Origin of the sequence: Moraxella tarda, assembly GCF_035181405.1 — a bacterium.
Lineage (GTDB): Bacteria > Pseudomonadota > Gammaproteobacteria > Pseudomonadales > Moraxellaceae > Moraxella.
On sequence record NZ_JAYGGV010000004.1, the window covers coordinates 179,230 to 193,293 of the forward strand.

10 protein-coding genes are annotated in these 14,064 nt (G+C 42.2%); 2 read left to right on the plus strand and 8 right to left on the minus strand.

From position 1 onward, the window contains the following. The first annotated feature begins 317 nt into the window (after nucleotides 1–317). Both U9670_RS06970 and mutM read left to right on the plus strand, forming a co-directional pair. A complete protein-coding gene (locus U9670_RS06970) occupies nucleotides 318–2,690 on the plus strand; it encodes a RelA/SpoT family protein (RefSeq protein ID WP_323841881.1) in 2,373 nt (790 codons plus the stop codon). A gap of 25 nt (nucleotides 2,691–2,715) precedes the next feature. Beyond that, on the plus strand, nucleotides 2,716–3,612 hold the full coding sequence (mutM, locus tag U9670_RS06975) for a bifunctional DNA-formamidopyrimidine glycosylase/DNA-(apurinic or apyrimidinic site) lyase (RefSeq protein ID WP_323841880.1): 897 nt from the start codon (nucleotides 2,716–2,718) through the stop codon (nucleotides 3,610–3,612). Between the two features lie 48 nt (nucleotides 3,613–3,660). Here mutM and typA read toward each other — a convergent pair whose 3' ends face one another. From typA to lepA, 8 genes are all read right to left on the minus strand, one after another. Further along, on the minus strand, nucleotides 3,661–5,505 hold the full coding sequence (gene typA / locus U9670_RS06980; RefSeq protein ID WP_323841879.1) for a translational GTPase TypA: 1,845 nt from the start codon (nucleotides 5,503–5,505) through the stop codon (nucleotides 3,661–3,663). Nucleotides 5,506–5,788: 283 nt separating this feature from the next. Then, the gene (locus U9670_RS06985) at nucleotides 5,789–7,015 is read right to left on the minus strand and encodes an OmpA family protein (RefSeq protein ID WP_323841878.1); all 1,227 of its coding nucleotides are present in this window, start codon (nucleotides 7,013–7,015) and stop codon (nucleotides 5,789–5,791) included. Between the two features lie 288 nt (nucleotides 7,016–7,303). Further along, nucleotides 7,304–8,056: a pyridoxine 5'-phosphate synthase gene (locus U9670_RS06990; RefSeq protein ID WP_323841877.1), complete on the minus strand. Its 753-nt coding sequence runs from the start codon at nucleotides 8,054–8,056 to the stop codon at nucleotides 7,304–7,306. 24 nt (nucleotides 8,057–8,080) lie between these two features. Then, nucleotides 8,081–8,848: a DNA repair protein RecO gene (recO, locus tag U9670_RS06995; protein WP_323841876.1), complete on the minus strand. Its 768-nt coding sequence runs from the start codon at nucleotides 8,846–8,848 to the stop codon at nucleotides 8,081–8,083. Between the two features lie 133 nt (nucleotides 8,849–8,981). Further along, nucleotides 8,982–9,977, minus strand: coding sequence for a GTPase Era (era, locus tag U9670_RS07000; RefSeq protein WP_323841875.1), 996 nt, complete (start codon nucleotides 9,975–9,977; stop codon nucleotides 8,982–8,984). Nucleotides 9,978–10,109: 132 nt separating this feature from the next. Further along, a complete protein-coding gene (gene rnc, locus U9670_RS07005; RefSeq protein WP_323841874.1) occupies nucleotides 10,110–10,886 on the minus strand; it encodes a ribonuclease III in 777 nt (258 codons plus the stop codon). A 38-nt stretch (nucleotides 10,887–10,924) separates the two neighbouring features. Next, on the minus strand, nucleotides 10,925–12,025 hold the full coding sequence (gene lepB / locus U9670_RS07010) for a signal peptidase I (protein WP_323841873.1): 1,101 nt from the start codon (nucleotides 12,023–12,025) through the stop codon (nucleotides 10,925–10,927). Between the two features lie 56 nt (nucleotides 12,026–12,081). Next, nucleotides 12,082–13,881 (minus strand): translation elongation factor 4, encoded by a 1,800-nt coding sequence (lepA, locus tag U9670_RS07015; RefSeq protein ID WP_323841872.1) that lies wholly within the window; start codon nucleotides 13,879–13,881, stop codon nucleotides 12,082–12,084. Nucleotides 13,882–14,064 lie beyond the last annotated feature (183 nt).

The following is a 14,064-nucleotide window of genomic DNA, read 5'->3' on the forward strand; positions in this document are numbered from 1 at the left end:
AAAGGAATTTGCCACACGGCACGGATAAAGGTGTTTTTCTGACGGATTTGCAACCAAAAACGCCCAAACACAAGCATACAACTCAAATCAAACAATGCGATGTCATCTTTTTAAAATTACAACCTTGCGTATCAAGGTTGTAGCCGAAGATTATAACACAACAATACAGATTTTAGAAGTGATTTTTAAGCAAAATAAATTGTGAAAAATCTGTGCATTTTTTTTGGATTTTGCTTTGAAAAAGTGGTCAGAAAATGCCATAATACCCATCGGAAATTTAAAATTCCAATCAAAACCAGCCCAAAAAAGGACATGCTGTGGTACAAATTCGTGAAGCCCTACCACTGTTAAACGGCGAAAATACAGACACCGATAGTGCAACTTTGGCAGCATGCCTAGTGGCTCAAAAGTTACACCCCGATTTTAAAGCTCAGCTTGCCCACCCAAAATTACAAACCGCACTGGATCATTCTGACGAAACACAAACTCCATCTACCATCAGTGAGTCTGACATTGATGTTAAAACATGGCTATCAGCCGTAGCAGCACGCATCGGCAAACAAGAGTTGCCCCTACTTCAACAAGCTTGTGATTTTGTAAGAACCCAATCCAACAAGCCTCACGCCAGCCGTTCTGGTGCATACGCCACAGGGATTGGCATGGCGGACATTTTGGCGTATTTATTTCAAGACGAAAACGCACTTGTTGCTGCCATGCTATATCGCACCGCACGCCGAGAATTGGTCAGCATTGAGACCATCGGTCAGCATTTTGGACAAGACATTGCTCATCTGATTGAAGACACACTGGCAATGGGGCGACTTTCTGAGAGTATTGAAGAAAATAAGCGACTTGAAGATTACTTTGAGAGTGAGCAAAGAGATCAGCTATCAAGTATTTATAGTATGCTCATTAGCACCACCAACGATGTGCGTGCTGTACTGATTAAACTTGCCGAGCGTACTTTCGCCATGCGTGAGCTGTCATTCGCCCCACCAGACCGCCAAAAACGCGTCGCTCGTGAAGTGATGACCATTTACGCACCGTTAGCCCACCGTCTAAGCATCGCCCAATTAAAATGGGAGTTAGAAGACCTTGCTTTTCGCTACCTTGCCCCCGAAGAATACAAAAAAATCGCCAATCTACTGTCTGAAAAACGCAGCGAACGAGAAAGTTATATCAAGACCGTCCAAGAAGAACTCAGCCAAGCACTTTTTAAGTCAGGGATTAAAGCGGAAGTTTCTGGGCGAGTCAAGCACATCTACTCCATCTGGCGAAAGATGAAAAAAAAGAATTTATCATTTGACCAACTTTACGATATTCGGGCTTTACGAGTGTTGGTTGATACCAATGCTGAATGTTACCATACGCTTGGTGTTATACATGGATTGTGGCGACACATTCCAGAGCAATTTGATGACTACATCACCAACCCAAAACCCAACGGCTATAAAAGTCTACACACCGCTGTCATTGCCAACCATCGTACGCTAGAAGTACAGATTCGTACGATGGATATGCACTTTGAGGCCGAGCTTGGCAAGGCAGCTCATGTCAATTATAAAGAAGGTCTAAAAGCCAAAAAAAACGATTACCTGACTCAAAAAATCAGCTCACTTCGCCAGCTACTTAGCAATGATAAAATTGAAAGCGGTACCGACACCGAAGAAGAGCTAGATCTGGACAATTCTGAGCATATCTATGTGTTTAGTCGTGATGGCGACATTACTGAACTGCCAAAAGGTGCTACTGTCTTAGATTTTGCTTATTATGTGCATACCGAAGTGGGCAACCGAGCCCAAGGCGCTCGTGTCAATGGTCGCTATGTGCCATTGACGCATCAACCCAAGACAGGCGACCAAGTTGAAATCATTACCAAGTCTAGCCGTGAGCCAAATCGTGATTGGTTGGTGGCATCACTTGGCTACATTCATACCGCTCGTGCCAAGTCAAAACTCCGCTTGTGGTTCAACCGCCAAGACCGAGACAAAAACATAGAGATGGGTCGTGCCATGCTTTTGCGTGAGCTTGACCGCCTATCCATCAACCCAAGTCAAGTCAAGCTGACCGATTATCTGGCAGAGTTTAATGCCAAAAGCGAAGACGATTTATACATTTCACTTGTCATGGGAGATATTGGCACAGTGCAGTTGATGGGCAAAATCATCAGCCGTCTGAGTCTTGGCACGCCACTGATTGATGAAGACAGCATCAGTATCAAAATGCCAGCTCGCCCCAATAAATATCGCATTGAAATTGAAGGGTTAGATAATGTTGCCATCCACTTGGCAGCGTGTTGTGCTCCTGTACATGGAGAACCGATTGCAGGTTTTGTTACCTTATCCAATGGCATAAGCATCCACCAATCTGCTTGTCCTGAATATCTACGACTCATCAAAAAAGAGCCAAAACGCCAAGTCAAAGCCAGTTGGCAAGAGAACTTTGGACGATATCAACCTGTAACAATCATTGTAGAGGCTCATAATCAGCGTGGAATTTTGCGAGATTTGGTAAACATCATTGACAAAGAAAAAGTCAACATTCATCGTGCCGAAACCATCTCATCAGATGAATTGGTCAGCCATATGAAATTTTATGTTGAAGTCGCAGGGCTCGCCCATTTATCACGCCTGCTTGCCAAGATTGAACAGCAGCCCAATGTCTTACACGCCAGACGCAGCATCAGTTAAGTAGCATCAATTAATAAGTTTAGATATGCCAGAATTACCAGAAGTTGAAACCACCAAAAAAAGTCTAGAACCGCTACTAAATCAGGTCATCACCGCTGTTCATGTCTATCAGCCAAAGCTACGCTACATGATGCCACACGATTTAGATAGCCTTATTGGCTTTCGTCTTGATGAACTTGAACGCCGTGCCAAGTATCTGCTCTTGCATTTTCACCATGATACGGATAATAGCCATAAGGTGCTACTTATTCATTTAGGAATGTCAGGCAGCCTACAACAACACTTGATTAACAACAAACCCTCCCCCAGAAAGCACGACCACCTCATCATCAGTTTTGGTGATGTCGCTCTACATTATCACGACCCTCGCCGTTTTGGCATCATACTTTGGGCGGACAATGACACGCATCTTGATAATCAAGACAGCATGCGTGAGAAATTTTTAAACCACCTAGGGCCTGAACCTCTGGAGGACACTTTTAATACTGATTACCTCTATCAATATATCCACAGGCTTGATGACATTAACAGCTCCAATACCAAGCTTGGCAAAGCCATCACAAAACCCATCAAAACGCTCATCATGGATCAGGCGGTGGTAGTTGGTGTGGGCAATATTTACGCTACCGAAAGTCTGTTTTTAGCAGGCATTCACCCAGCCAAGCCTGCCAATCAAATCAATAAAGATCAGCTGAATGATTTGGTTGTTCATATCAAGACCATCTTGGCAAAAGCCATCAAAAAAGGTGGCTCCACCTTAAAAGATTTTACCGTAGGTAGTGGCAAAACAGGCTATTTTCAGCAGACCTTGCTCGCCTACAGTCATCATGGCAAACCCTGCACTGCTTGTGGTACAATTTTAGAAAATCAAAAAATTGGCGGACGAGCAAGCGTCTATTGCCCAGTTTGTCAGCCTCTATAAGCATGGTATAAAAAAACACCTTGCATAAAACAAGGTGTTTTTTAACAGTCAGTCTTTTTTGCGACCAAAACGCTTACGCTCATTTTCTGTCAAATAACGCTTGCGAATACGGATTGACTTTGGTGTTACCTCCACCAACTCATCATCTTCAATAAATTCCAAAGCCTGTTCTAGGGTGTAATCTAATGCAGGCGTTAAGATGATTGCATCATCTGAGCCAGACGCACGAATGTTGGTCAGTTGTTTGGCCTTGGTTGGGTTAACAACCATATCGTCAGAGCGAGAATTAATACCAACAATCATGCCTTCATAAACTTCAAGCTGCGGCTTGGCAAAAAGACGACCACGCTCTTGCAAGCTAAACAGTGCATAGCCCAAACAAGTACCTGTCACCATTGATACCAACACGCCATTTTGGCGTTTTGCCACCGCACCTTCTTTGGCAGGACCATAGTGCGAAAAACTTGATGTCATGATGCCTGTCCCAGATGTCATGGTCAAAAATGCTGAACGAAAACCAATCAAACCACGAGACGGCACAGTCGCCTCAATACGAATACGACCCTTGCCATCAACCTCCATATTGGTCAATTCGCCTTTTCGCTCACCCATCTCTTGCATGACCGAACCTTGGTGTTGCTCCTCAACATCGAAAGTCACATTTTCATAAGGCTCGCACATCACGCCATCAATCTCTTTCATGATGACCTGTGGACGAGATACACCAAGCTCAAAGCCTTCACGACGCATATTTTCAATCAATACCGATAAATGCAACTCACCACGACCAGAAACCTTAAACTTTTCTGGGCTGTCGGTGTCTTCTACACGCAATGCCACATTGTGAATCAATTCACGATCAAGGCGTTCACGAATATTTCGAGAAGTAACAAATTTACCTTCTTTACCCGCAAATGGACTGTCATTTACCTGAAAAGTCATTGACACCGTAGGCTCATCAACTGATAATGCAGGCAACGCCTCAACATTAGAGGGTTCACATATGGTGTCTGAAATATTTAAGCCATCAAGACCAGTAATACACACAATATCGCCAGCTTGGGCAAAATCCACATCAACACGCTCAAGACCGTGATAACCCATGATTTTTAAGATACGACCATTGCGTTTATTACCATCTTTATCAATCACAGTAACAGGAGTGTTTGTTTTCACCGAGCCACGCTGAATACGCCCCACACCAATCACACCCACAAAGCTGTTATAGTCCAAACTTGAAATTTGCATTTGGAACGGCCCATCAACATCAACCTTTGGTGACTCAACAATATCCACAATTGTCTCAAACAATGGCGTCATGTCATCTGCTAAGTTGTCTGGCTCAAGACCTGCAATACCGTTGATGCCTGATGCATAGACAATTGGAAAATCAAGCTGTTCATCAGTTGCTCCCAGACTGTCAAATAAATCGAATACCTGATCGATAACCCAGTCAGCACGAGCGGCAGGCTTATCAATTTTATTGATGATGACAATTGGTTTTAATCCGCGTGCGAATGCCTTTTGAGTAACAAATCGTGTCTGCGGCATTGGACCTTCTTGGCTATCCACCAAAAGCAAAACACAGTCCACCATGCTCATCACACGCTCAACCTCACCTCCAAAGTCAGCATGGCCAGGAGTATCTACAATATTGATGCGGTATTCAGTACCTGTGCGTGAGTCTGTCCAACGGATTGCGGTATTCTTTGCCAAGATGGTGATGCCACGCTCACTTTCTAGAGCGTTAGAATCCATTACTCGTTCAATCTCGCCAGAGCGTTCGCCCAATGCGCCAGATTGTTGTAGTAGCTTATCAACCAAGGTAGTTTTACCATGGTCAACATGTGCAATGATGGCGATATTGCGTAAATTCTTAATGTTGTCTGCCATAAATACTCGTTTTTAAATAGGGTTGCTGATTGCAAAAATGGTAGGAAAGCCAACCTTCATGATGGTTATATTACTTGCTAAGTCATATAACCTAAGTGATAAAACTGAAAGAAAGCGAATATTGCGATAAATGGCGAAAAAACACATCAATTAAACCGCTCATCACAATAAAATAAGCCGTCAATTATACCATGCTTTTTTGTTTAGTGAAAGATTGATCAAAAAATAAAAAGAACCGTCATAAGTAACGGCTCTTTTTTGATACTACCAATCAAAAGATTGATTAACGAATTACCATATCTTTGGTTTGTTCAACAGTAGTCGTTTTGTTACCAGTAGTTTTTACAACCACACGACGGTTCAATACACGACCTGCTTCGGTATCATTAGAATTAGGCTCGATTGGTTGGCTAAAGCCATAACCAACAGCACTTAGGCGGCTTGGTGCTACACCAAATTGGGTTACCAACATTGATTTAACAGCATTCGCACGAGCTTCTGATAGGCGTTGGTTATATTTAGCACTTGAACGGTTGCTGTCTTTAGATGCATGACCTTCAACAACAGCTGTTGCATTTGGGAATTCACGCATTGCTAGAGCAACTTTTGCTACTTCATCACGATACTGCGCTTTGATTTCAGATTTATCACGATCAAAGAATACGCGTGGAGCGATATTAAGCGGTTTATTTACATTAACTTTTTGTGGGCAACCACGAGCGTCAACAACCAAATTCATTTGTGAGCCAGGTGCACCTACGCAAGCATCTAGATGATCCAGAACACCGTCAGCATCAACATCAACACGGACATCTTCTTTAGTATCTTCCAAAGGCACAGGGGCAGCTGGTTTTGCAACAACAGGGGCAGGCTGAACAACTGGGATAACTACAGGAGCTGGTGCCAAGCGACCGCCTAGGGTTACTTCAAGGCCAGCTGTTGCCAAACCTTGCCAGAATTTGTTATCAAAATTGTGAACGCCACGAACTTCGCCACGAAGAGCCAATGCATCATTAATCAGATAGCGAGCACCTAGACCAATATTACCAATAGTATCCTTGGCTTCAGGAATTTTTTTGCTTTTATCTTTTGGATCTTCAACTTTGGTTTTTTGTTGACCAGCACCAACCAATACATATGGTTTTAGCTTAGTATTTGGGTTGTAGCTGCTACCAACGATAAGGTTACCACTGATGGTTTGTTGTTCTACATCATAGGCTTTTGCATCATTTGGTGATACTTTTCCATCAGTGTTAGAAACACCATACTCTACTTGAATTTGAGAAGATGGAGTTAGCTCAACGCCCAATGCAGCACCAACCCATAGATTGTTGTCAAGTGCAACACCACCTTGAGTCTTATCAGCATTAATAGGAAAAGCCAAACGCTGTTTTTCTTGAGCTTTGTCATTGTATTGATAGCCCAGTAGTAGTGGACTAACAGTTACACCAGCAGATGCAGCGGTCGCAACAGTAGCAAGTACTGCAAGAGCAATTTTATTTAGTTTCATAACTTCCTCCAAAGGAATGGTTAGTTTCATCAATCATGTAACACAACATTACTGTGCCATATTCTACCACTAAGTTGCTCAATATGCCAACAAAATTTAGTGCCAAAATCCCTAATTTTTTGGTAGATATGCTTAGCTTAACGACATTTTTAAGAAAAAACAACTTTTTTTTAGTTGTTCATACACAATGTTACATAAATATGCCAATTATTTACAAACAGATTGGTTCATTTAACTATAAATAAGATTAAAATCATCAACGCTCATTTCATGATCACATCATTTTTTTTAAGAATGCCCCACCGCCCGCACAAAGGCTGATTTCATTTCTCTGACTGCTTGGTCAAGACCCACGAATACCGCATCAGCAATGAGTGCATGACCAATATTAAGCTCGTGAATACCATCAATCTGAGCAATGCGTGCTACATTATCACGAGTCAGGCCATGCCCTGCGTTGATGAGCATTTTATTAGTTTTGCTTTTGGCGTATTTAACAGCTTTTTTAATGCGTGCCAATTCACTTTCAAAGGCATTTTTATCATCAGCCAAATCTGCATGTGCATATGCTCCTGTGTGCAATTCAATCGCATCAACATTAAGTGCTATTGCCATATCAATCTGATGCAAATCTGGGTCAATGAATAACGATACCAATATCCCAGCCGACTGTAATTTTTTCACAAAATCTAGCAAATTGGGCAAATTAACCACATCAAGCCCGCCCTCGGTAGTAACCTCTTCGCGTTTTTCTGGAACCAGACACACCCAAGCTGGTTTGACATCTAAGGCAATGGCAAGCATTTCGTCTGTAACCGCCATTTCAAGATTCATGCGAGTTTTAAGTAAAGATTTCATTGCATAAACATCAGCGTCTTTGATATGACGACGATCTTCTCTTAAATGCAAAGTAATGCCATCTGCCCCCACTTGTTCACAGATAAGTGCCGCCTGGATTGGGCATGGATAATTCACACCACGAGCATTTCTTATTGTTGCAACATGGTCAATGTTTACTCCTAATAGCGGTGAATTCGCCATAAATATTCCTTATATATTAATTGATCAATCAATAGGTTGTGAATTTTGATACATCAGACTCTGTTGCCACAGTTTACGACTGTGCAAAGGCTTATAGTCCAATAGATAATCCATCACATCTCGTTGTAATTGGCCGAATTCATCTAATTTTTCATGATAAATCAGCACATCAGCATCTGCTTGCCCCATGCGTAATAAATCTGCACCCAAATACGCCAAGCGACCAACTCTTTTACCATCATGTTTGGCTTGATGAATAAGTGTTGATGATACAAGTACAAAACCAAGCTCAGGCACAAAACGATAATACGCATCAGGCTTTATCGGCACGCCCAAACCATCACGATGAAAATCTATCGCCACACCCAGTTCATCAAATAATGCACGCTCAAAGCGCCTGAGTGAAGCCTTCATCTCATCATTATCTATGCACACCTTCTTACCAAGTGTACGCAGGCTTTGCACCTCATTGTGGTATACCTGCCAAAGCATTGGGCAAGCGTTTTCAATGGCAAGCAATCGAAGCAACACCTCGTTCATATAAAGCAGTGCGTATTGTACACGCCCCACCACAGACAGCATGGCAAAATCTGCTGAGGGCTGAATTTGAGCAAAAGTCTTTAAGGCACTCTTGCCTGTCACAAACAGTTCAAGTGGCACAAAAGATGGTATGCTACGCACACCCACACCTTGCATCAAGCCATATTCAAGGCTAAATAACTGATAAATCGCGCGTTTTTCCTGATAAGGTTTGGCGTGCAGGACATAACCCATCAATTTTTCATTTCTCATTATAGTTTTAGCATCTCTTAAATGAAAAACTCATCATCAATAAGCCATCTGCCATCGACCCTAATGGTGATGGCAGTACACACTTGTGGCTGTTTTATGTTTGATGGTTTTTTTGACCGTCCATATTTTTGCGTCAGTACCCCAAGCTGGTCAAGGCTCGCTCATCATCTGACCAGCCCTTTTTAACCTTCACCCAAAGCGTGAGCATGATTTTACGATCAAATAATTTTTCCATATCTTGTCGTGCTTCAATACCAACCTGTTTAATACGACTGCCCTTATCGCCAATAACAATGGTTTTTTGACCTGCACGCTCTACAAAAATGGTCGCATCAATAAAAGTTACCGCCTTACGCCATTTGCCTGTTTCTGGGTCTTTGTGGGCAGGCTCATCTTTAAAAGTATCAATCTGCACAGTTAGATCATATGGCACTTCATCACCTGATTGACGCATGATTTTTTCACGAATGATTTCACTTGCTAAAAAACGCTCAGAACGATCGGTAATCTGTTCTGAATCAAAAATCGGTGGGCGCACAGGTAAAAATCGACCGATGACTTCTTTTAGTCTATCCAAATTATGCCCACGCAGTGCAGAAACAGGCACAATGTCAGCAAAATCAAAACTTTCACTAAAACTTTCAATCACAGGCAACATTTGCGATTTTTCTTTGATCGTGTCAGACTTATTAATCACCAGCAACACAGGCAAGCTCGTTGCTGACAGCTTTTCTAATGTCAGCAGGTCATCTTCTCGCCATTGCAGGCCATCAACCACAAATAGCACCAAATCTACATCGGACAAAGCAGACACTGCCGCTTTATTCATGCGTTCATTGATTGCTTTAACCTCTTTGGCGTGAATACCAGGGGTATCAACAAACACAATTTGCATCTGCTCATCGGTCAAAATGCCATGAATTCGGTGGCGTGTGGTCTGTGGCTTACGGCTGGTGATAGAGAGTTTTTGACCAAGCAAATGATTCATCAGGGTGGATTTGCCAACATTAGGTCTACCAATAATTGCCACAAAGCCAGATTTAAAATCATCAGCAATGGTCGGTGTTTGATGATCAAAAAATGATGCAATCAAATCATGATTAGTTACGATTGAGTTGTTATCAGTCATATTTTTCCTTATTATTAAATTTCAATCTATAAAAGCAACTGGCATATCATTGTTTTATATCAAGTCTATTAAAGCACGAAACCGCCTGTTTTAAAAGGCGGATTTTGTTAACGCTCATAAATGATGGTAGATCTAAGAAGAATTTTTGGCTTTATTGAGCTGGTTAATCATCAACTCGGCACATTTTTGTTCTGCGATTCTGCGAGATTCACCCATTTGTGTAATCGGGTTGATGCCATCTAATTGCACATGACAAGATACAACAAAGGTCTGGCTAGGAGCGTTGCCAATAATTTCATCAAGCTCATAGGTTGGCAGTGCCATGCGATTGCCTTGCAACCACTCTTGGAGGCGAGATTTGGCATCTTTGAGTATTTTTTCTTCACCAACTTCCAAAATCAGCGATTCATACCAAGTTGTTGTCATTTCTTTGATTAAATTGATATCACCACCGCTATCTAGATACACCGCCGCTACAATCGCCTCTACCACATCCGCTAAAATGGACGCACGATGACGACCGCCACCTTTGCGTTCTCCCACTCCCAAAATCAAATGCCGAGACAATTCAAGCCGTTCAGCAATCTGCACCAAAGTCTCTTGGCGTACCAAAGTCGCACGCATTCGGGTCAGTTTGCCTTCGTCATGATGTGGAAAATGCAAAAACAACGCCTCAGCAATCACCATGCCAAGCAGTGCATCGCCAAGAAACTCCAAACGCTCATAACTCACTTTTGGATTATAAGACCGATGTGTTAAAGCTCTTCTTAGATGATCGGTATTCTTGAATACATAACCGAGCTTTTGACACAAGATGGGCAACCCTTGCTCAAAATTAGCAAAATGCGGCTGCCTATCTAGTATGCTACATTTATACGCCTTATCATTTGGTTTGGTTAAGTCGGTCATTTACTACCCATTATTATCCATCAAATAAAACCCAGCCATCAGTCAATCGCACCCATTCTATCAAAACTTGGCAATTTTAGACCCGCATCTTTATGCATCCAAATATAAGTCGCCTTCCCTGACAAATTCGCTTCTGGCACAAAGCCCCAATAACGGGAATCCTGACTACTATCACGGTTATCGCCCATGACAAAATACTGCCCCTCTGGCACACGGATTGTCCATTCACGGCCTTCAGATGCAATAAGCTCTGGAGAGTTTTGCTGTAAAAATGTACCACCTAATGAAGCATTGATATCACCAAGATAGCGAACCAGATACTGATGATTGCCCAATTTTTCTTGATAATAGTGGGCATATTGCTCTTCTTCGTGCCCAAATCTAATACGCTCTTCATCAGTAAATGTATGATTATTGATTCTAGCAGGCAATAACTTAGCAATAAATTGCTCATTCATTTGATGCGTTGTTTTTTCTGTGGCAACCACCTCTCCATTAATGCTCAATACACCATTTTTGTAAGAAACGGTATCGTTTGGCAGCCCAATAACCCGTTTAATATAATAAATATTTGGCTGAGCTGGATAACGAAATACTGCCACATCGCCATGCTTAGGCGTGCCTGTATCTAAAATCTTAGTGTGGATGAGTGGCAGACGCAGCCCATAAGATGCCTTATTTACTATAATAAAATCTCCTGTATGCAGGCTTGGCACCATTGAGCTTGATGGAATACTAAACGGCTCAATAATAAAAGAACGGACAACAACGATCGCCAGTAAGATCGGCAAAAATTCATACGCCCAACGAACCAATGCGTTCTCACCAACCACCTCTTGGTCAGCCTTGATGAGTAACGCATCTCGTTTGGCAATTTGATAAGACTGGTGAGCTTTGATGACATCCTGAGAGGCATTTTCATTCGGCATAAAATCATCAGCATCAGTCACAATGCCTTGCTGATTTAAGACATCTTGCAAAGTTTTTTTGCTCAATGCAAGCTGATTTTGAACAAATTTAGCTCGATCATCGATAGCCTTAGCTGCACCATGCTGTTTTAACATAAACTTGTCCACAAGCCACACCAACAAAAAAACCAGCGTAACAGGCACAAGTATCAAATTAATGTCAAAATCCACAAAATCACCCCTTTTACTTTAAATGCTTTTAGCACTCAACACAATAATAAACCAAATTAACTATCAACTTTCAACACCGCCAAGAATGCCTCTTGCGGAATTTCTACCGAACCAACTTGCTTCATACGCTTTTTACCTGCTTTTTGTTTTTCAAGCAGTTTTTTCTTACGGCTGACATCACCGCCATAACACTTAGCCAAAACATCCTTACGCATCGCTTTGACAGTTGAACGGGCAATGATTTGTGAGCCAATCGCTGCCTGAATCGCCACATCAAACATTTGGCGAGGAATCAACTCTTTCATCTTTTCAACAAGTTGATTGCCACGGCGACGCGCGTGCTCTTGATGGCAAATCATCGCCAAAGCATCTACTTTCTCACCATTAATCAATACATCTACACGAGATAGTTTATCTGCCTGATAACGCTCAAAACCGTAATCAAGAGAGGCAAAACCACGGCTGGCAGATTTTAATTTATCAAAAAAATCCATGACCACTTCGCCCATCGGAATATCAAAGACAACTTGCACTTGGCGTGCCATAAATTTCATATCCACCTGAACACCACGACGCTCAATAGCAAGTGTCATCACATTACCCAAATACTCTTGTGGCACCAAAATATGACAACGAGCAATTGGTTCACGAAATTCTTGAATTATCCCAACATCAGGCAATCGAGATGGATTATCAACATAAACGATTTCACCACTTTTCTTCATTACTTCATAAATAACTGATGGTGCGGTGGTGATCAAATCAAGACCGTATTCTCTTTCCAATCGCTCTTGAATGATTTCCATGTGTAGCATTCCTAAAAAACCACAACGAAAACCAAAGCCAAGTGCATCAGAAGTATCAGGCTCAAAGAACAATGCTGCATCATTAATTTGTAGTTTTTGCAAAGCCTCACGAAATTTTTCAAAATCACTTGAGTCAATTGGAAACATTCCTGCATAAACCTGAGGCGTTATCTTTTGAAAACCAGGAATATTTTTCACCTCTGGAGTTTTTGCCAGTGTAATGGTATCACCTACAGGTGCACCCTGAATGTCTTTAATGCCCGCAATAATAAATCCAACTTCTCCAGCTTGCAAGATACCCGTTTCAAGACGCTTTGGTGTAAACACGCCAATACTTGCTACCTGATGGCTCTCACCTGTTGACTTGACAAAAATTTTATCGCCAGTACGCACCTCGCCTTCGCGCACACGGACAAGGGAGACCACCCCAAGATAATTATCAAACCAAGAATCAATAATCAAAGCTTGTAGTGGCGCATCTCTATCACCTATTGGTGCAGGTATTTTTTCTACCAAGGTTTGCAACAATTCATCTATACCCAGGCCTGTCTTTGCTGATACTCGTGGTGCCTCAACTGCCTCAATACCAATAATATCCTCAATCTCTTCAATAACTCGTTCAGGCTCAACTTGTGGCAAATCAATTTTATTTAAAACAGGCAAAACCTCCAGTCCTTGCTCAACAGCTGTATAGCAGTTGGCCACTGATTGTGCTTCCACACCCTGTGCCGCATCCACGACAAGCAACGCTCCTTCACACGCCGCCAAACTACGAGATACCTCATAACTAAAATCCACATGGCCAGGCGTATCAATAAAATTAAGCTGGTACTTTTGTCCGTTAGGATGATGATAACACAAGGTCACTGATTGTGCTTTAATAGTGATACCACGCTCTCTCTCAATATCCATGCTATCAAGCACCTGAGCCTGCATTTCACGGTCAGAGAGTCCACCACACACCTGAATAAAGCGATCGGCAAGGGTTGATTTTCCATGGTCAATATGAGCAATAATCGAAAAATTACGAATGTGAGAAAGGTCTGTCATGAGATAAAAAAAATCTAAGAATGGTAATGGAATATTGTAGCAGCTTTTTAATAAAAAAGCACAGTCATTTCAAAAAGATCAACCCACACCCCACTGTCAACCCCCAAAAACCCCCTCCAACAACCGTTGAAGGGGGCTAAATAAGGTGCTGACGATGACCTACTCTCACATGGGCGAACCACA